Origin of the sequence: Luteolibacter sp. (genome assembly GCF_039920825.1) — a bacterium.
Classification (GTDB): Bacteria; Verrucomicrobiota; Verrucomicrobiia; order Verrucomicrobiales; family Akkermansiaceae; genus Luteolibacter.
The window spans coordinates 41,662-63,001 of sequence record NZ_JBDSCX010000043.1; the positions used below are offsets into that span (position 1 = coordinate 41,662).

Annotated in this window: 11 protein-coding genes; 3 read left to right on the forward strand and 8 right to left on the reverse strand. The window is 59.4% G+C overall.

Annotation, left to right across the window (positions count from 1 at the left end; translation table 11 throughout):
* The first annotated feature begins 10 nt into the window (after positions 1 to 10).
* Positions 11 to 286, forward strand: a complete 276-nt coding sequence (locus ABIQ96_RS14195; protein ID WP_348215267.1) for a pentapeptide repeat-containing protein — start codon at positions 11 to 13, stop codon at positions 284 to 286.
* A 256-nt stretch (positions 287 to 542) separates the two neighbouring features.
* On the opposite strand, the gene ABIQ96_RS14200 is transcribed toward ABIQ96_RS14195, so the two are convergent.
* The 8 genes from ABIQ96_RS14200 to ABIQ96_RS14235 form a co-directional block, all read right to left on the reverse strand.
* Positions 543 to 1,256, reverse strand: coding sequence for a hypothetical protein (locus tag ABIQ96_RS14200; protein WP_348215268.1), 714 nt, complete (start codon positions 1,254 to 1,256; stop codon positions 543 to 545).
* Positions 1,257 to 1,462: 206 nt separating this feature from the next.
* A complete protein-coding gene (locus ABIQ96_RS14205) occupies positions 1,463 to 3,049 on the reverse strand; it encodes a hypothetical protein (RefSeq protein WP_348215269.1) in 1,587 nt (528 codons plus the stop codon).
* 53 nt (positions 3,050 to 3,102) lie between these two features.
* Positions 3,103 to 3,978 carry a hypothetical protein gene (locus ABIQ96_RS14210; RefSeq protein WP_348215270.1) on the reverse strand — a complete coding sequence of 292 codons (876 nt, stop codon included), beginning with the start codon at positions 3,976 to 3,978 and terminating at the stop codon, positions 3,103 to 3,105.
* Positions 3,979 to 4,031: 53 nt separating this feature from the next.
* Positions 4,032 to 6,173, reverse strand: coding sequence for a glycoside hydrolase family 36 protein (locus ABIQ96_RS14215; protein ID WP_348215271.1), 2,142 nt, complete (start codon positions 6,171 to 6,173; stop codon positions 4,032 to 4,034).
* 7 nt (positions 6,174 to 6,180) lie between these two features.
* Positions 6,181 to 7,356 (reverse strand): glycoside hydrolase family 88 protein, encoded by a 1,176-nt coding sequence (locus ABIQ96_RS14220; protein WP_348215272.1) that lies wholly within the window; start codon positions 7,354 to 7,356, stop codon positions 6,181 to 6,183.
* A gap of 180 nt (positions 7,357 to 7,536) precedes the next feature.
* Entirely contained in the window at positions 7,537 to 8,670 is a 1,134-nt protein-coding gene (locus ABIQ96_RS14225; protein ID WP_348215273.1) for a glycoside hydrolase family 43 protein, read from the reverse strand.
* 57 nt (positions 8,671 to 8,727) lie between these two features.
* On the reverse strand, positions 8,728 to 10,257 hold the full coding sequence (locus ABIQ96_RS14230) for an MFS transporter (protein ID WP_348215274.1): 1,530 nt from the start codon (positions 10,255 to 10,257) through the stop codon (positions 8,728 to 8,730).
* Positions 10,258 to 10,387: 130 nt separating this feature from the next.
* Positions 10,388 to 11,467, reverse strand: a complete 1,080-nt coding sequence (locus ABIQ96_RS14235) for a LacI family DNA-binding transcriptional regulator (RefSeq protein ID WP_348215275.1) — start codon at positions 11,465 to 11,467, stop codon at positions 10,388 to 10,390.
* 340 nt (positions 11,468 to 11,807) lie between these two features.
* Here ABIQ96_RS14235 and ABIQ96_RS14240 point away from each other — a divergent pair, with 340 nt between their 5' ends.
* Together ABIQ96_RS14240 and ABIQ96_RS14245 are read left to right on the forward strand one after the other, a co-directional pair.
* Positions 11,808 to 14,567, forward strand: coding sequence for an autotransporter-associated beta strand repeat-containing protein (locus ABIQ96_RS14240; RefSeq protein ID WP_348215276.1), 2,760 nt, complete (start codon positions 11,808 to 11,810; stop codon positions 14,565 to 14,567).
* A 385-nt stretch (positions 14,568 to 14,952) separates the two neighbouring features.
* Positions 14,953 to 21,225 (forward strand): LamG-like jellyroll fold domain-containing protein, encoded by a 6,273-nt coding sequence (locus ABIQ96_RS14245; RefSeq protein ID WP_348215277.1) that lies wholly within the window; start codon positions 14,953 to 14,955, stop codon positions 21,223 to 21,225.
* Positions 21,226 to 21,340: the final 115 nt, after the last annotated feature.

Here is a 21,340-nt window from a genome sequence, read left to right on the forward strand (position 1 = left end):
GGGAAGCTCTATGAACATCAGCAACATTCATGAAACCCTGATAGCAAAAAACTCAGATCTAGCAGGTTCGTCATTTACCGATGTGAATCTGCGCGAGGCGAAGTTCACGGATGTGAATCTCTCGCAGTCTGAATTCACCGACATCAACTTCAGCGGGACACGATTCAACGATGTGAATCTGAGCGAGGTGGTGATCGAAAATTGCGACGTGACCGGGATGACGATCAACGGGTTGCTGGTGACGGAAATGATGCGGGCATATGGCGAGAAGCAGAGCGCCGGGTAGCAGGCTAGATCGTTTGCCACGGGTCATCGCCGAAACGCCCTTCAGCACCTGCCACCGAGAGGCCGTCCGGAGTTCACGTCTTCAGCGTGCTCTTCATGAAGACAAGCTGAAGCTTGAACTCCGGACGACTGATAGACGCGCATCCACCCATGACAGGAATGTTGCGACTCCCCTATTTCAGGACATCAGGATCACAAAAAAGCCACGGACGCTCTGATGAGGCCGCGGCTTTCGTGTGAAATATGACTGACTTTCGTTAGGGCGTCGCCAGCTTGAAGTTATCGATGGTCAGCTTGCCTGCAGAGACGGGTTTGGCCAAATCGAAGCCGAAAAGCTGGATGCCGAAGGCACCGTCGGCGGCTTTCATTTTCCATACGCCATTAACGTCGCCACCGGAGCCGGTGGGCGAGTAGGTTCCGAGTTTCACCCACTCGTAGCCTTCGCTTGAAGTGGTTTTGGAAACGTAGAAGGTCAGCAGCTTCGTCTTCTTGTTGAAGCGGACGCGGATACCGCCTTTGGAAAGTCCGGCCTTGGTGGAGAGCTTGACGGCGGGAGCGGGATTGCCGTTGGTGAATACCCCGGCGGCCATGCCGGAGGTGCCGAAGAATTCCACATAGAGCCGATCGCCGCGATCAGCCACGTTAAAGATCATGAAGCCGATGCCCGCGTTTCTCGCGAGCACGGAAGTGTCGGAGAGGTCGAGCGACATTTCCCAATTCTCGTTGTAACCGGGCTGGCTGGTGAGCAACTCGATCGAGGCGAAGTCCTTAGGAGTGGTCTTGGCACGGGCGGTGTAGTTGAGCACGCCGTCGGCCTGGCTGAACTTGCCTTTAGCTTCCCGATGTTGATACCAGAGGAGGTCATCGAGTTTACCGGTTCCGAAATCCTCGGTGACCTCAGTAAGAGCCAGGCTATGGCCGGCGAGCACGGCGGACAGCGCGAATAGTGAGGGGATGAGTTTTGTTTTCATGATGGAATAGAGGCGAGGTTATCCCTTCCTCAAAAGGAGACAAGCTCCCATTTGTAGGGGAAAAACAGGCGGGGATGTAAGATTTCCCGTCCGAAGCGGCGATCCGGCAAATCGATTTCAACCGGGCGTGCCCATTTTGTCTCCGGCTATCCATTGGCGACTGTTGGCGATTAAACAAGACCGTTGGCAACCGCGGGCCATGGTTTTCATGGATTGATGAAAATGCGTCGTTCGACGTTAGAGGCGGTATTGACCTGCCGGTTGCCCCATTGCCAGGCGACGACGGTGACTTTTACGGGAAATTTCGCGTGCGGCGGAATTTTTGTTAGCTTCAGAACGTCGCCTTCCACCTCCGCCGGGCCTTCGCGGATATAATAGCTGGCTTTCATGCCGGAGTCCGAGGTGGCTGCCAGGGGGATTTCGCCAACGGACGCCTTCACGTCGGCGATTTCCGGGAAAACAATTGTCTGGGGCTTGCCGGAATCGTTAGGTTCGAAGGTCATCATCGCCTGCTGGACGGCAGGAACGTAGTCGCCATCGCCGGGATTGCGGGCCGCGAACCAAAGCTGGTTGTTGCGCTTGTCCGCAGGATTCCATGTGCGGTTCAGGCGGATTTCGAAGCGGTTCTTGCCGATCACCGCGAACGGACCGGTGATGCGGCGGATCTCGGTTTCACTCGTTGCATGTCCAATGGGCGTTCCCACCGGCAGGCCCGTCCAGCGCGCGAGATTTTTCGAACCCGCCTCGACTTCACCCAGAAACGAAGTCCCTAACGAGAATGTGATGCCATCGTCCTCCGGGATAAATTTCAACTTTACCTGTTCGTGCCGGTCCTCTTGCGGCACGGTTTTCCCCTCTTGCACGAAGCCGAGAAGCTGGGGCTTTTTCCCTAGGACCTTGGACTGATAGTTCTGGATGGCGGTGGCCATCTCTGCGTCGAAGGCCCAGAAAGCGTCGCCCGGATCGCCCTGATAGGAGGCCACCGGAGCCGGCGGGATGCTCCTTCCCTCGCGGATTTTCCACCGCTGGAGGAGCCAGCCTTTTCCAGGATCCACCGCTTTCAGCGCCCCGCCCGCCACCTCCGGCAACCTCGCTTGCGCGGCCTTGCGGACGAACATCGCAAGGAACTCCACCAACTCATCACCTGCCGCGAAATGGCCCTGTCCGGGCTCGGCCAGCATCGCGATACAGGACTTCGGGAATTTTTTGCGGAACTCCAGCCCTGGAATGACCCGTTCGTCCATCCACTCGTATTCACCGATCGAATACAGCCCGGGAATGCCGTCGATGTTCCTGTCGCCCCAATCCATCCGTGGCTTGCCATTGCCGGTTAGACTCGTTTGCGGAGCATCGCCATGGACGGACAATACCGCCAAAGTGCGGGCGGGATAAGTGGCTGCGTAGTTCCATGGGAATGTCGCGCACGCCGAGTGGCCGATCGGGACGACCGGCGCCCGGTCCAATTCTTCATAGCCGGATTCCGCTGCTAGAGACTTCAAAGCGATTTCAGCGCGTTCGCCGGCGCCCTGTTCAATGGATGCGCCATCTTTGAAATTCGGAGCCACCCAGACTTCCGCAATCCCCAGCCGCGCCATCTCTGCCCGGAAGACGGGATGCTCCAGCACGCATTCCTCAAGCATGTTGTGCTGCCCCACGATGACCGCACGGACTTTCTCACAGTCCGGCGGGATCCACAGGAATGCCCGGCCGCTGCCCTCGGGCACCGACCATTGCCACTCGGCGGCTTTCAGGGGCGAAACGAGCGCCACAACAATAACCAATATGCTTTTCATTTTCAATCTCCTCGCGTGGTAATTCTCACGTCTTTCGTCCCGTTAATATCCGGCTAGAGCGGCAGCGGCGTGCCCTCGCGTTCATCGTGGAGCAAACCGAGGTCCAGCCCGTCGAGAACGAGCACGCCCTGTAGCGATGAAATCCGGCTGGCGTCGCTCCACTGCCAGACGATTTTTCCCGCCACGTCGAACTCCAGCAGTTGAACTCCCGATTCCCCGAAGCCCTCGCCGTGACCCTGCCAGTTCGCGAGAACGATATGATTGTTAGGAAGGAGTTGGAACATCGCGTAGAAGAACGGATTCACCGCTTCCGGCACATGGTCCTTGCCGCCGAACTTGCGGATGATCCCCCCGGCGGGGTCCAGCTCGACCATGAACGCGCCGTAGCCCGCGGAAATGAGTAGGTTTCCATTCGGAAGGCGCAGCGATTTCCAAGCATGATAGAATCCTTCGACCGGAAACTCGCGAAGGTAATTCCCTTCGCGATCGCCTTCGCGGATGCGGTCGTTGCAGGACATGAGGAAGGTCCCCTGCCCTGTCTGCCGGATCAGCCGGACATAGTCGCCCGGATAGATCGCGCGCTGGATCTCGGTGTTCGTTTCATCCAATTCCAGGATTACGACCCCGGTGACTCCCGCGATGTCCACGCCGGCGACGATGGTATGGCCATCCGGCTGGCGACGAACGGCCGTGACGCCTTCATAGCCCGCGAACTCAGCGAGCACCCTGCCAGTGGCGATTTCAAATTCCGACCAGCCGTGATGATGCCCGACGAGCACGCGTCCGTTTCCTATCAACTGCATGTCCCGCGACTGCGGATGGCCGATGGAAACGATCCAGTCCTGCGATGGATCCGCCTCGTCGATGTGCAGGAGATGCGCAAGGCCTTCGTCGATGGCGAGGAAGCGGTGTTGGATGATCGTTTGCATTTCAGATGACTGATAGAATGGCCGGCACTGACTTCCGGGTCCCGAATCCACGTTCATCGCGGGCTGAGAAGAAACACCGCGCCGTTGAAATCACCGCCGGTCCGCAGCACGAGGGTCCCGCCCGAAGCGTCCGCCGAATCATTGCCGAAACTTTCCAACAAGTCCCAGTCGCCGAACAGCGGGATGGAAACTTTTTCCGGAGCGTTGGCGAATGCATGGAACACCACCAGCGCGAGATTGCCGGAAGTCCGCACGACGGCCTGCCACCCCTGCGGATGCCGCCAGCTTTTGCCGACATTTCCAAATCTACGGCTTGTGCCGTATTTGATGACCGGAGCCGCCTTGGCATAGAGCGCGATGGCTTCGCGGACGAGCGCCCATGAAGCATCAGGCAATTTTTCGATGCCGCCTGATAGACACATGCGCCCGAGAAACGTCGCCGCCAGGCTGTAACCAATCCGTTGCAATGAATCATGCGGATGCAGCACGGCCCAGATTTGGTTCTGCCTGGGAAGAAGGAGGCGGTGGAGATTTGCGGCGATGATCGGGATTTCCACCAGTTCATGGGCGTCGGAAAACGACGACATCGCCGTGCGGGCCAGCATCGAAGGTTCCAACCGGTGACCGCCGGAGGAACAATTTTCAATCACCAGATCGGGCAACCTCTGACGGATGAGATCAAAAAAACCGTAGGTGCCTTCGATCTGTTTCCGCAGGCCCTCGCCTTGCGAATCCGGGTGATCGCAGCCCAGTCCGGCGGTTTCGTTGTAGTCCACCTTCAAATATCCGAAACCGCAGCTTTCCAACAGATCGATCACTTTCCGCGTGAGATAAGCGACGGCGGCGGGATCGCTCAAATCCCAGAAACGCCGCTCACGGACGGTGACCGGAATGCCATCACGCATGAGGAAATGGCTTCCGAGCGCGAAGGTGCTGCTCTGCGAGCCAACGGTTTCCATTTCAAACCACAGGCCGGGGATGAGCCCGCGTTCGCGGATCGCATCGGCGGCGGCTTTCAGGCCGTTAGGAAAGAGCTTGGCGCTGGGATTCCAATCGCCGTGGCCGCTGCTCCAGTCAGTCCCGTCCGCCTTATACCAACCGGCGTCGATGACGAGATAGCGGACGCCGGAACCTTTCAATCGGTCCGCCATGGAGCACAGGTTGTCGTGGCTGGGATCGCCCCAAGTGGTGCACCATTCGTTGAAGATGACGGGCAGGTCCTGTTCCACTTCCGGCTGCAGATTCACCGCCGCGTCCTGCATGGCGGTGAGGCGGTCGCAGAGGGCGTCGAAATCGCCGTGGACGCAGGCAAGGGTCGCTGTCGGAGTTTCCAGTGTCTCGCCCGGCTGGAGCGTCTTCATCCAGTGACCGAACTCGCGATCGGCCACTCCGCCTGATAGACAAACGTCGTCATGCTGGCGGAAAATCTCCATCTGCCATGATCCGGCCCACGCGAGCTGCGCGCCCCAGATCACGCCGGGCACAGTGTCCTCCACGGCGACAAACGGGAACCACCGCCGCACCGGCATCGTTCCTAACTGGCCGAAGCGCTCGCTGAACGCGCCGGCACCGCTCCATGAGCGTTCGAGGTGGAGTTCCTCAATGCCGCGGCACTCGTGGCGACCTTCCGCGCTCCAACCGGACCGGAACCGGTGGACTTTCAGACGACCTTCCGCATCCGCGACATGAAACGGCGTGATGCCGCTCAACGAAAAACTTGCAAGCATTTCCAAGGTCACCGGCGAGGACGAACCATTGGTGACAGACGTGCTAACGGTGAACGCGAGGTCGGCATGGTTCCAATCGAGCCGGTGCTCGGCGCGGCAGCCATCCGGACGTGACAAACAGGTCGTGATGACAACGCCGTTGGCTTTTTGTGTCACCTCCTGGCCCTCATAACGAAAAGCCGCGACCGTGCCGGAATTCCGCATGGTGTGACCTTGGGCGAATGCGCCGGGATATTGATCACCGACCAGCTTGAGTTGCAGAAGCGATTCCACCGGCCTCGCCGGCCAGGGATCATTTCCCGGCAACACATCGATGAACGCTTCGCCACGCAGGCTTTCACGCGGAGGAACGATGTCACCTATCAGACTCGCTGGAATCAGTTCAAGCCCGACGATTCCGGTCGCGACATCGAACGGATATCGAACCAGCGTATCGCCGAAAACCTTGGAAAATAGATACTCGCGCATGATCGGATTACCACCAGGTGACGGGGATGCCGAGCTCGCGACCGAGGGCTTCCATGAAATAATAGTCGCCCCAACTGGTGTAGGCAATCCGCGCCTTGCCGACGCCATCACCTATCTGACCGTGCTTGAGCACACCGCGGCAGGCGGGATCCACTTCTAGGTAGTCGGGCGACAGCAATCGGGCTAACAACTCTTCCTTGGCGCGGGTCAGGACCGGTTCCGATTTGCCGAGGCTCTCCAGTTCCTGGACCGCGCAGGCGGCAACGGCGGCGGCGGAAGAGTCGCGGATCTGCGACTCGGCCGGAGACAGCCGGAAATCCCAGATGGGAACCACTTCCCGGTCTAGCAGGGATACAAACTTGCGGCTCACCCGCAGGGCTGCGTCGAGGTAGCGCTCGTCGCCGGTGTGGCGGTAGCCCATCGCAAAGCCATACATCGCCCAAGCGGTGCCGCGCGCCCATTGCGATTCGACGAAGTTGCCGCAGTAGTTGTCGCCCTCCGCGGGCTTCCCTTCCCTATCAAACCGATAGGCATGATAGACCGAGTCGTCCGCACGGATGAAATGCGTGAGCGTCGTGTTGGAATGGCGGACGGCGATGTCCTTGAAGCGCGGGTCGCCGGTTTCCTCGGACGCCCAGTAAAGCAGCGGCAGGTTCATCATGCAGTCGATGATCGCCAGTCCGGCATAGTCACTTTCAGGCTCGTCCATCCGCCCCCAGGCGCGGATGTAATTTCCTTCGGGAATGAAACGGGCGGCCAGCACTTCGGCGGCGCACAGACCGAGGGTGCGGTGGCGCGCCTCGCCCGTCGCCTTGTAAAGCGCGACCGAATAGAGCGAGTAGAGGAAGCCAAGATCGTGCATGGTTTCCACCGCATTTCCGCCTTCCATCTTGGCAACGTAATTCGGCTCGCTGAGCGCAAGGTCGCGGAGAAATTCTTCGTCCGCAGTGTCCAGCCAAGCCAGCACACCCATGCCCGTGAAGAAGGAGGTGGTCCAATTGCCGATTTCGAAAAAGCCTTCCTTCCACGCCGGATAGTCGCCGTCCGCGGCGAACGCCCAAGTGCGGCCGGATTTCGCAAGATCGGGTAGATTCCGGCGGGTTTTGGAAACACAGAGGTCGAACGCCTCGCGGAAACCCGCGGCGAGCGCGGCGGGCGGTTGGGTGGTCACTGGGGGACTCATGGAGAAGTTGGTTTTAGAGGTCCCGCTAAGTTATGAAGGGACCACTGGGACGGAGATTGTTGGAAGACAAAATGTCCCGAAACATCGGCTTGGACATATTGTTTGAAGGTTTCCATGGAAAATTAAGGCGAAGAATTTTGCTTACGATCCGGAAGTGGAACACGGCGGACATCCATCCGATCATTCGAGTGTGGGTGCGGATGAGATTGGATGCGACGGGAGAGTCCAAGTGTCGTGCCAGGAAACCGTCGGCATTCCATGCTGGAAAGCAATCGGCAGCCACACATACCGCCCATCGATCGGATTCCTCGGACGCCAGCGGTCGGCCATGAAAACGAACCTGTCGATTTCCCCGGGGACCGGCAGGATGAAATTTGGCTGCGACTCGAAGCAGTTCGCGATCAACGCGCCCGGTCCGAGACAAGGATTGCCATGTTCCTCCCACGGTCCCCAGATCGAGGGTGCCGAGCTGAGGCGCGCTGTATTGGGTGCCCAACCGGTGCAGTCGGAAGAGAAAAGGAAATAACGGCCGCCCTCTTTCATTAGAGCCGGAGCTTCGTGGAAGCGTCCGGGAAAAATGCGGATGTAGCGCCCGGCGTGCATGGTGAAATCATCGTCGAGCTGGGAAATATGCAGCGTCCCGTTGTTCTCGGAGGCGTAGATATGATAGGCCGCGCCGTCGTCATCGAGGAAGAGCGTCATGTCTCGCGCCATCTGGCCACCTTCGAAATCACGACGATAGCAGATGTTCTTCGGATACCATGGGAACGGAGCGCCACCCAGGCCGAGAGCCGCGAGGTCATCCGCCTCATCTATCGTTAGACGGCACTTGTCGACAGCTTGCACGTTTTCCGGCCAGACTCCGGCGTTGGGCCGCAAGCTGTGGAGAAACTGATAGGGTCCCGCTGGCTTGTCGGCGATCGCCACGGCGCTGCGGGCTCCCTCGTAGCCGCCGCCCTTCGGCTCCAAGTGGAACCACATCACGAATTTTCCGGTCCTCGGGTTGAAAATCACCTTCGGCCGTTCCAGCACGCATCCCGTCGGAATCTCACTTCCCGGGGAATCGTCGACCGTCAGCGCGATGCCGGCATCGGTCCATTCCGCTAGATCTTGCGATGTGTAGACATGCACGCCGACATGCGCCCGGTTCCCCTCTTCTCCCGCGATCTTGTGCTCTCCGAACCACCAGAAGGTGCCCTCGTGAAAAAGAATTCCACCACCATGCGCGTTGATCGGCACACCGTTGGTGTCATTCCAGACTTCACCGGGATGAATCGGTTTTGTGGAATCTGAAGTTGCGATGGATGGATTCATCAGAGGGAAATCAGCAGGTTGTTTGGGAACACGTCCGGTTGGGCTTTAACCACGGGATTAAGTCGTTTCCACGGGTTTCACGGCCAGTGCCTTGGCGGCCCGGCGGTCTTCCAATGCTCTGCGCACGCCATTCATGGACTCCTCATTCAATTTAAAACAACAGGCCGTGACGAAAGCCCCGCCAGCGAAGAAAATGCCGGGCCCGATCGCGAACCAGAGCAGTTTCTGCAGGACCTCGGGTTGCTGGATGGTGGTCTTGGGATCCACACCTGAGAAGTTCACGAGGTAGCCGACGATCAGCACTGAAAGCGATATTTCCAACTTGTTCATGAACGCTGTCACGGATGTGAAAAGCCCCTCGCGCCGCTCGCCATGCTCCAGCTCGTCGAGATCGCAGATGTCGGGGACAATGGCATTCATCATGGTCGCGCTAATCACCGACAGCGGCGCGAGCACCAGCAGCGGAATCAGAAGCAGATAGGGATGGGATGGCGTCAGCAGGAACGGTTGGCAAATCAACAGCACCAGCGCGACGAGCGACGGAATGATCAGTCCGGCGCGTTTGCCGAGCTTCACACTGATAGGCCGGATGAGTGGCAGCATGCAGAAGCCCAGGATGCAGGCATAGATTCCCGCACTTCCAGTTAGAGCACCCGCGGCATTCTTATCACCTCCGAAAATATAGTAGATACCGATGTAGAACAGCAGTCCCTGGAACACCCGCTCGCCGAACAACTGGAACAGCTTGTAGAGCATGAGAATCACGAACGGCCTGTTTTTAAAGGTTTCCGCGAGCGCTTTGAGAATCGGCGTATGGTTCACTTTGCCCGCATCCTTGAACCGTTCCTTGCAATTCCGCGTGGTGTAGAACGCCGCGGCAAGGGCGACGATCACCACTCCGGTGGCGATCCAGCGGATACCATTGACCTCGTTGACGGGCGCGCCTTGCACTGTTCTGAAGGCGTTTGATAGAACCAGTCCCATGTGGGGAAAGTCGATGCCGCGGGAAAACAGATCCTTCACCGTGGCAATCACGCCGTTATGGAACAAGGGTCTCAAGGCGAACCAGTAGGTCCATGCGTTCAGGAGAAGGACCGCTGAAGTGAAGTAGCCGGCAAAGGCGGAAATGCGGGACCGCTCGTTGTAATCGTCCGTTAGTTCGTAGCCGAGAGCCGTCCACGCCATGGCATAGACACCCCACGAAACGTAGAACAGGGTGCCGACAACGGCGAGATAGGCGACCTGCCCGTTTTTACTCCAACTGCTATCACCCCACCACAGCCCGAAAATAAACAGGCTGGCGAGCACCGATCCTATGACGAGGAACGGTTTCCGACGGCCCCAGCGCGTGTTGGTCTTGTCGGAAAGCTGCCCCATGAACGGATCGATGAGGGCATCGATGATCCGCGGAAACGCCATCGCAGTGCCCACGAGCGCCGCGCTCCAACCGAAGCCAACCGTGAAGAAGTTCATGGCCTGGCCGTAGAGACAGATCAGCGCATTGGTTGTGATGCCGCCGATGGCCCACGCGCGGATGTCCCGGCCGGGGGCAATGTAGGGCTTTTCCGGGATGGTGGGTTCGCTCATTGGGTTTGACAGAGTCTCGCGGTCTTTTCACCGGTGGATCGGGGCGGACATCCAAACGCAGACTCCGGGCGAATCGTGCACTCTTCGTTGCTTACCATGGTATGTAACCTGAAAAATAAACGAAACTTTTCTATCGCGAGACAACGGATCCGGGCACGCCGGGACCTACCTTGGGCGGCATGCTTCCGCCTTGCACCCACGATCCTTCCACCAAAACCTGCCGGAAGATTGATGGCGTCCCGATCGCCCGGTCGTTGATGATGGAATTGAGCAACAACATTCCCACTCGACCGATTTCCTCAGGATGCTGGTCGATGCCGGAGTCCACGCCAGTGTCGATGAGGGTGGTCGCAGCCACCGCAACATCCGCAGGAACCCGCAGCTTCGCTTTCTTCAGTGAAGCGAGAATCCCCCTGATGTCGGAGAAAATCGCGTCGGGCCGGTATTTTCTGATCCATGCTTCGAGCTGGGATGCGTGTTCGGTTGGCTTCAGACCGGCGAGCGACAGAACGGGAAGACGTTGTTTGGCATCAACCGAATGTTGGGCGATCACAAAGCCCGCCTCGAACAGATGTCCGTGGACGCGCAGATACGGTTCATTGCTGACGAACCCGATGCGCTTGTAGCCAAGTTCCAGCATTTTCTCGAACGCCCCGACCGTGTTCAAAACCTGATCCGCAGTGACCAAATGGGTCTGCGGCTGATAGAGAGAACGTCCGAACTTCACGACGAAATAGTTCTCCCAAGGAAAGTCGCCCCAGTCCGGTTGCTCGGAATGAGGCGGCAGAAGGAGACCGCGAATTCCGCGGGATGATAGAACCCGATGGAGCCGGTGAATCGGAAAATCCGCACCTATCCGGAATTCCTCCAAACGATAGCCCAGTTTTTGCGCCGCGCGATTGGCACCTGTCCAGTAGGCGTCGAATTCCTCGTATCCCCTCAGCTTGTCGGGTTCTTTCCATGCGTTGATCCACCCAACCGCCGCGTGGAATTTCACCTCGGATTTGCTGCGACTGTAGTTCGACAGCGCGGTGAGCATCGGGTCGGGGCGGTAACCGTGCTCCTCCGCGACAGCTTTGATCTTCTCCCTCGTCGCCACGGATATCTGGGGACTGTCCCGCAACGCCAGCGAAACGGTCACATGACTGACCCCTACAAGTTTGGCCAGGTCCCGCAGGCTGATGCGATGAGAGTGGGGTTCATTTTTCATGGATTTCGAAAAGCCCTAACGAGACCAAGGTCGCACGATCCCCGGTTTCGCGGGAGAAAAATGAGCGCCAGCTTTCCATGTTAAGCCAACTTCATTCCAAAGGCCATTCCTCATTTCCAACTCCTTCGGCAAGGCAAACGCATCCCTCTCCGCGAAGCCGTCCTCCACCAGGTCAACGGCATCGGCCAACTTATTTTACCACGGTAACTGAAACTCCATGCTCCTTAAGCTTCCTTCTTACCATGGTAAGTAAGACTCCACTTTCCGAACCGGAAAAACCGTCACTACTTCGAATCCCGTCTCCCACGATCCACCGTCCGAAAATCCTATCCCTAAATCCATGAAACCTAAATTCAATATCCTCAGCAAGCTCCCTATCGCCGCCATCGTTGTTTCGTTCGCGGGAATCATCCAATCAGCCCAAGCCGCAACAGATACTTGGGATGGTGCGGCCAGTGGCATTTGGAACACTTCCGCTTTGAACTGGAATTCCGGTGGGGTCTTCACCGGTGGAAACGACGCGCTCTTCACCGGTACGCCGACGAACAACGTGACAACGGCCACAGGCCTGACCATCGGCGTGATCACGTTGAACAGCACCTTTACCGGCTTGGTGACGCTCACCGGTGCCAACACCGTAACCGGTCCGATCACGATTCAGAGCGGTAAGCTGATCTTCTCGGCGGCCAACCAGTTGGGGGCCACTGGTATCACCCTTGACGGCGGCACGCTCAATACGTCGATCTCCACCAATTCCACCATCAGCATCACCAATGTGATCACGGTGAATAGCGCCAGCACGATCCAGATGACCAACACCAGCCCAACTGGAACACCGACCTTCATCTTGAATGGGGCGGGCAAACTCACGGGCAGTGGAGCGCTGACCATCAAGGGAAACGGTGGAGCTCCCGTTTACGGCGTGGGTGCCACGGATCTGGTTCTAAATGCTGCGAATACCGGCTACACGGGCAACCTAACTCTCCAGGATGGCGCCATCCTCGAATACAATACAACGACTTCTGTCGGGACCGGAGCCACCTTTACCGTTGGCAACAATGGGGTGTTCTCCACGAATTTTTCCGGCACCGATACGCATGCCTTGACTTTGAATTCTGGCGGCACGCTGGCTTCCCAGAACAGTAGCAGTGTAATCGGGGGAGCGATCACGCTGAATGGCGATGCTTTCATCCACTTGCGTGATTGGTATGACGCCACCGATAAAAACCTCGCAATCACGAGCACGATCACGGGCGCGCATGCGCTGAACGTGAATTCGGGAGGCGACACCGGCACCGGTGCCACGCTCACGCTCAGGGGCTTTGATGCAAATGCCAGTTCGGCAGACATTTCACTCAATGGCGCGAGCCTTGCCATCGACAGCAGCGCCGGCAGTGCCGCGGTTTCCGTGACTCGCGGCAACAGCCTCACGATCAACACCGGCAACCTCACCGTCACCGGTTTGGCCAGCCAAGCCACGAACGACGTTTTCACCACCCTGAACCTCGGCGGCGGGACGGCTGCCTCCCCGGCTTATTTGCAAGGCTATTGCACACTCACAATGACGCCGAACGCGGCCACCAACGCCATGTTGACCTTCACCAACATGGGCACCCGCACGGCGGGAAGCTTCATTACCCTTACCGGCACCTTTGGCGGCACGCCCGGGGCCAACATGGGCAACATCTATTTCACGAATGCAATGTCCAGCCCGAACCTGATCGGCGGGGGTGGTGCGCTCGGCAGCAGCACATCCAGTGTCATTCCCTGGCTGCGCGACAACGGGGGGAACACCCTTTTCACCTATGACGCCACCAAGGGTGTAACGGGTCTCTCGGGTCAGACGAACAACATCAACGCCGGGGCGACGGCGAACGTCAGCTTGTCGTCAACCCCCACGCTTGGAGCGGACACGACCATCAATGCTTTGCAGTTGAGCGGTAACAGCGTCACGATGGCCGGACATACGTTGACGATCACCAGCGGTGCGCTCACCCAGGGAGTAAACGGAACGATTGGCAATGACGGATCCTCGGCCAACTGGGGCACGCTCAATTTCGGCGCGGTTGAAGGCATTATTTCCGTTTCCCAAGCGCGCACGCTGAACATCAATAGCGCCATTACCGGCAGCGGCGGTCTGACATATATTGGTTATCGTCCAACCAGCAGCAATAAGGGGCTTCTTGTTCTTAATGGGGCTAATACCTTCACTGGTGTAACGAATATCTTCGGTTACGGGGGCGGGAACAATGCCGTTCTATTCCTTACCAACTCGCTTGCCCTGCAAAACAGCACCCTCAACTATGTTGCTAACCGAGCCTCCAACATATCGTTCGGTAACGGCGGCACGAGCGGTCAGGCCACTTACACCTTCGGTGGCTTGAGCGGAAACCTCGCCATCAACCTGAACAACAACAATACCGCGGTCGGCGCGGTGGCCCTGACAGTGGGAGGCAACAACGACAGCACAACCTACAGCGGCGTGCTCAGTAGCACCGTCGCCGGTGGCAGCCTCACCAAGATAGGCACAGGCACGCTCACCCTCACCGGAGTGAATACCTACACCGGTGACACCACCGTGAATGGAGGCGTCCTGGCCATCAATGGAACCGCCATCGCCAATACCGGCAAGCTCGTCATCACCACCGGCCAAGTCGCAGTGACCGGAGTCGAAACCGTGGGTGCCCTAACACTCGGCGGCGTGCCGCAGGGCTCCGGAACCTACAACGCATCCACCCCGGGCGGCTACATCACGGGCTCCGGCTCGATTCTGGTCGTGGGGGGCTACACCGGCTGGGCCGCGACGAACGCCAACGGTCAAGCGTCGAATCTCGACTTCGACAACGACGGCACCTCTAACGGCATCGAGTATTTCATGGGGGCCACCGGCTCGTCCTTCACCGCCAATCCGGGAATCGTGGGTAGCAAGGTCACTTGGCCGAAAGATCCCGCCTACAGCGGTGCCTACACCGTGCAAACGTCACCGGATCTCGTGACGTGGACCAATGTTGCTTCCACCGTGGTTGGAAATACCGTCGAATACACGGTCCCAACCGGCCAGGGCAAGATCTTCGTCCGCTTGGACGTGACGCCTAACTAATTCCCCCCCGGGGAGGGTTTCCCCGGGAAGGAGCAAAATCCGCCGCAGTGGTATAGGGTTTCCACTGCGGCGGATTGATGTACCTGCGTCAGGTCGGTGCCAACACGGCAACCAACTCGATCACACTCAGCGGCGGCGCTCTCAATTTTCACCGCAACCCGGGCACATCCAATGGCCCGACGCGTTTGATTCCCGCCAGGGCCTTACCCGGCAGGCCGTCGATGAACCAATCTCCCCACTTGCCCCATTCCGAATAAAAACTTTCGCCATGAAGGAGCTCCCCCTTTCCACGGTAAGAAGAAAACAGCTTCGCGATCGGGGAAAATGGATGAGATTACATTTTTTGGCTGTGGAGAAACCCATAACAACAGCATCCGACTTTCCCATGAAAACCCTTGCCTCCACATGGCTTATTCTCGCATCGGTGGTACAGGCCCATCCGGTCTCGTTCAACTCCACGATCGGCTACTCGTCGAGCCAGCCATCCGGAGCGGCGGCGAGTATTTCCAACTGGACCGGCGCTGCCTTCGATGCCGCCAACATCGGCGGATCCGGCGTCAATGCGGACGGAGGTGCGAACAACGGCGCTGCCAACGATGCCTCGACCTTCGTCGCTAACAACCAGCCGGTGCAGGGCCAGACCTTCACCACCGGCGGCAATGCCAACGGCTACGACGTGACGGGAATCACCGCCCGCATGGCAGGCTACACCAACAACACGGCGTCCGGCACGAACCTGACATCGTGGAACCTGAACGCCACCAACGGCCCGCTGATCGCCACCATCGGCAAGGTCACCGGCACGACGCGGACGACCCTGTCCAACCAGAACTTCACCGCCGGCGGCACAGGCAATCCCGGCACGGGCAGCAGTGCGAACGGCTCCGGCAATTACATCACCTTCAACCTGCCGTTCCCGGTCCACCTCGATCCTAACACGACCTACGGTTTCGATTTCATCATCGGCAACGGTGCCAGCAATTATTTCGAATGGCTCGGCACCAGCGCCAGTCCCTACGCCGGGGGCACGGCCTACACCCGCAGCGGATCGACGATCACGCCGCTAACAGGCGACCGGGTGTTCATGGTGGACATGACTGCATCGGGGACGCCCTACGCGCCGTTTGCGCACCCGGGTGCATTGCACACGCAGGCCGACTTCGACCGCATGAAGGCCAAGATTACAGCGAGCGCCGAGCCGTGGATTTCGGATTACAACATTCTAACGGCCAGTCCTTATGCGCAGACCACGTGGGGAGCCTACGATACCGATTATATCAATCGTGGCGGTGCCGCCGCCAATAACTATACCCGCAGCCAGCAGGACGCGCAGGCGATCTACGAATTGTCGCTGAGGTGGAAGACCACCGGCAACACGGCCTATGCCGACAAAGCCGTGCAGATTGCCAACGTGTGGTCCGGGCTGTTGGGCGTGACGGGAGATTCCAATCAGTCGCTGGCTGGCGGCATCTGCGGCTACCTCTTCGCGATCGGCGGGGAAATGCTGAGCACCTATCCGGGATGGACTGCCGGGGAAAAACAGGCCTACAAGGACATGATGATGCGCGTGTTCTATCCGTCGAATTTTGATTTTCTCTGGCGGCATCACGGCACACCGGTAAACAGCGGTGGCAACACCCACTACCGGCTCAACTGGGACGCGGCTAACATCGCCTCAATGGCGGCAATCGGCATTCTTTGCGATAATAAGGCGGTCTATCAGCAAGCATTGGATTTTTTCAAATTCGGTGCTGGCAACGGGCGTGTCGAGCGCGCCGTGTGGTTTATCCACCCCGACGGCATGGGCCAGACTGAGGAAATCGGGCGCGACCAACCGCATAATATGGATGGGTGGTATTCATTTTCGCTGCTCTGCCAGATGGCGTGGAATCAGGGTGACGACCTTTTCACCTACGACAACAATCGCGTGCTGCGCGCGTTTGAAATGAACGCGAAATACAACCTGGGCAACGACGTGTTGTGGGTCTACCACCGCAACACCGATATAACCTACACGGAGTCCATCGCCAGCGGGAGCAGCTTTCTCCCGATGTATGAGCTTGTCTACAATCACTATGCGAATGTGGCGGGCATCGCGGCGCCTTACAGCAAACTGGCGATGAACGTGATCCGACCGGAGGATCGCCCGCATACCGAGTATCATCCCTCGCAGGTGGACTGGCTCGGTCTTGGCAGTCTGACGTTTGCGCGGGACAACACGAGCACCAGCGCCGCTCCCGGCGGCCTGCTCGCGCAATGGAGCAAAAACCAAGTCACCCTGAGCTGGTGGGGCAGCGCCACGGCGACCAGTTATCAGATTCAGCGAACCGCCAACGGTGTCGGCATCTCCGGCCCCTACGCGACGCTCGGCACCGCCACCGAGCCCAACCTCAACTTCACCGACACCACCGTCGCCAACGGCGGAGCCTACTACTACAAAGTCGTCGCCGTCACTCCCTCGGGCAACCTCGAGAGCGCCCCGCTGCTCGTGAACCAGGCGCTCGTCGCCAGCTACACCTTCGAAGGAAACGCCAACGACGGCACCGGCACCCGCCACGCGACCGCCAAGGGCGGCACCACCGCCCCCGGCTACGCCGCCGGCTTTGGTGGCGGACAGGCGATCTCGCTCAATGGCACCGATCAATACGTGCAATTGCCGGTCGGCTCGGGCAACTCCCGCGACGTCACGCTCTCGGGCTGGGTGTATTGGAACGGCGGCAACGCCTGGCAGCGCGTCTTCGACTTCGGCAGCGAAATCGAGAAATACATGATGCTCACCGTCAAGGACGGCACTGGAAAAATCGGTTTCCAGATGACGACCTCCCGCGCTACCGACGGCACGATCACCCTCACCGGACCCACGATGCCGACCGCCACTTGGACGCACCTCGCCGTCACCTTCAACGGCGAGACCGCCACCCTTTACGTCAACGGCCTGCCCGTCGCCGCCGGCTCCTCGCCCCGGCTGGCCCCCATGTTCAGCCAGACGTTTTGCTACCTCGGCCGCAGCATGTGGAACGCCGACCCTTATTTCAGCGGCCGCATCGACAACTTCCGCATTTATAACTACGGGCTTTCCGGCGCGGCGGTCTATAACCTCTGGGGGCAGAGCACCAATCACGCGCCCGCATTTTCGACTAATCCGATTGGCAAAAGCGCCGCGACCGAGGACACGAACTACAGCACCGGCTCGCAAACATTGGCGGGCCTGGCCACCGACGCCGATGGCGGCACGCTCACCTACAGCAAAATCGCCGGTCCCGCCTGGCTTGCCGTCGCTTCTAACGGCGCGCTCTCCGGCACCCCGGCGAACGCCGACGTGGGTTCCAGCCTCTTCGTCGTGCGCGTCGCCGATTCCTCCGGTGCCACCGACGACGCGAACCTCTACATCACCGTCGCCAACACCAACGACGCTCCCATCTGGGCATCCAATCCGCTCACCAAGCCCGCGGTCAGCCAGAACGTCGCCTACTCTGGAACCCTCGCCGACAGTGCCAGCGACGTGGACGCCGGTTCGTCGATCACCTATTCGAAAATCAGCGGTCCTCCATGGCTCGGCGTCGCTGCCGATGGCTCGCTCACCGGCATGCCCTCCGTCTCCGATGTGGGGGTGAACGCGTTCGTCGTGCGCGCCACCGACAACATCGGAGCCCTCGCCGACGCGACACTCAACATCACCGTCGCCGGCAACGCCCTCCAAGCCCGCTACACGCTTGATGGTTCAGGCGCGGACTCCTTGGGAGGAGCATCAGCTATCATTTCCGGCAACGCCACCTACAACGCCGGTGTCGTCGGGCAATCTCTAACTTTTGACGGTTCCACGAACTACGCCACCTTGGGCACTCTCCCAAACCTCGTTTACAAGGACATCACCGTCGCCGCCTGGGTCTGGTGGGACGGAGGCGGAGCCAATCAGCGCATCTTCGATTTCGGCAGTGGCACGGATGAATACCTTTACCTCTCTCCCTCCACCGGCTCTAACATGCGCTTTGCCGTCAAGGAAAATGGAGTGGAGCAAACCCTCGACACCACAGCACTGCCCATCGGAAACTGGGCCCACATCGCCGTCACCCTTGGCGGCAACACCGCGACCCTTTATGTCAACGGCGTCGCCAAGGCCACCAGCAGCGCCATCACCAACGACCCGAGCAACATCAACCTCGCGCTGAACTATCTGGGCAAGAGCCAGTTTGCCGCCGACCCGCTGTTCGCCGGGAAAATCGACGATTTCCGCCTCTACAACTATGCCCTCAACGCATCCGAGGTCTCCGCATTGCTCAGTGGTGTGCCGGCCATCATCCCGACCGGCCTCGACGCCGCTGCCAGCAGCAGCAAGGTCACGCTGACCTGGAACGCGAGCGCCACCGCGCAGACCTACAACGTGAAACGCGGCACCACCAGCGGCTCTTACACGCCCATCGCCACGGGACTAACAACGCCCATCTTCCTCGACACGGCTGTCGTTACGGGCGCGACCTACTATTACGTCGTCAGCGCTGTAAACGGCCAGGGCGAGAGCGCGAATTCCGCCGAAGTTTCGGCAGCCGTCTCCGATCTGGTTGCCCGCGTGAAATTCGACGAATCCAGCGGCACCAACGCCGCCGACATCAGCGGCAATGGTAACAACGGCACACTCGTCAACACCCCCACGTGGGTCTCCGGCTACTATGGCAACTCGGTAAACTTGGCCGGCGGGGCTGCCGGTACCGCCAGCCAGCACGTCACGCTGCCTACCGGCCTAACTAACGGCCTTACCGACTTTACGGTTTCCTGCTGGGTAAAAATCGGTGCCTTCGTTTCGCAATCGCGCATCTTCGACTTCGGCACCGCCACCACGCCCAGCGCCACCGCCGGTGCCTACATGTTCCTCACGCCGCAATTCAGCACTACCGGCACCAACGCCGCGAAGATGCGCTTCGCCATCACCACCGCCGGCTACAACAACGAGAAGGCCATTGTCAGCTCCACCGCGCTCGCGGCCGGCTCCTGGGCACACATCGCCGTCACTCTCACAGGGAACACCGGCAGGCTCTATCTGAATGGCGACCTCGTCGGCACCAACGCCACGATGACCCTCTCGCCCTCCAGCCTCGGCAACGCCACGCTCAATTATCTCGGCCGCTCGCGCTACGCCGCCGACCCCTACCTCAACGGCGCGCTCGACGACTTCCGCATTTACAGCCGCGCCCTCTCCGCGGGTGAAATTTCCGCCTTCGCCCATCCCGCCGCCGGAATTCCCACGGGTTTCACCGCCGTGGCTGGCGATGGAAAAGTCACCCTCTCGTGGTCGCCCAACGCTACCACCTCTTACACTCTCAAGCGCTCCGCCACCAGCGGCGGTCCCTACCTGCCTCTTGTTAGCGGCGTGACGGACGTCTCTTACATCGATACCTCCACCGTCAACGAAACCACCTATTACTACGTCATCAGCGGCACCAATACCTTGGGCACCAGTCCGGATTCCGCCGAGGCCGCCGCCACACCCACCGCGCTCCGCGTCCATCTCAAGTTCGAGGAAACCACCGGTGCCACCACCGCCGCCGACTCCAGTGGCCGTGGCGCGAATGCCACTCTTGTCAACTCGCCAACATTCGAGGCCGGCAAGATTGGCAACGCCCTCAGGCTCACCCAGTCCTCCTCCCAATACGCCACACTGCCCGCCGGCGTCGTCAGCGATCTAACCACCGCCACGCTCATGACCTGGGTGAAAACCGGCAGCATCGCCACCTGGCAGCGCGTGTTCGATTTCGGCACAGGCGCGACGAGCTATATGTTCCTCACCACCCAATACACGGGGACCGCACCTAACACCAACAAGCTCCGCTTCGCCATCACGAACACCGGCACCGGCGGCGAGCAGCGGATTGACAGTCCCACCGCCACCCCCGCCAATGCTTGGGTCCACGTCGCCATCGTTCTCAACGGCACCACCGGGACCCTCTATCTCAACGGCGCGCAGGTCGGCCAGAACGCCGCAATGACTCTCAACCCGTCCAGCCTCGGCAACACCGCGCTGAATTATCTCGGCAAATCCCAGTTCGCCGATCCCTATCTGAACTCCGCCCTCGATGACTTCCGCATCTACTCCCGGGCCATGGCACCGGAGGAAATCGCCGCCTTCGCCTCGCCGCTCGCCGCACCGCAGAACCTGGAAGCCGTCGCCGATGTTCAGGACGTGGATCTTTCCTGGGATGCCGTGCCCTACGCAGCATCTTACTCGGTGAAATCCTCCACCACTTCCGGTGGCCCCTACACGGTCATTGCCAGCGGGCTTGGCACGACTTCCTACACTCACCCCGGCCTGCCGCTGGGGGTGACCCGTTACTACGTCGTGGATGCCAGCAACGTCACCGGCACCAGCGGAAACTCGGCGGAAGCGAGCGCCACACCGAATTCCCCACCCATCACACCCGGGGAAATCGCCGGTTCCACTTTGTCCTTCTCGGACCTCACCGCCAGCAACGGAAATCTAACGATGACTGTCGTCGCATCGCAGACCGGCCACACCTATCAGATCCAGTATTCTCCTGAATTGTCCAATGGCTCTTGGACGAGCTTGGGGTCCGCCCAAGCTGGAAACGGTGGTGCATTGCAGTTCGTCCTGCCGATCAATCTCCAAGGGAAGGGATTCTATCGAATCATCATCTCGCAGCAGTGAGGCATATTTCACAGGAAGCTTACCATGGAAAGCTTCATCGCCTGATGAGCGTTTGATATTTTCTCCGTATGCCTGTCGTGAGAAAACGAATCCCAAAAGACAGTTTCGAACCTCC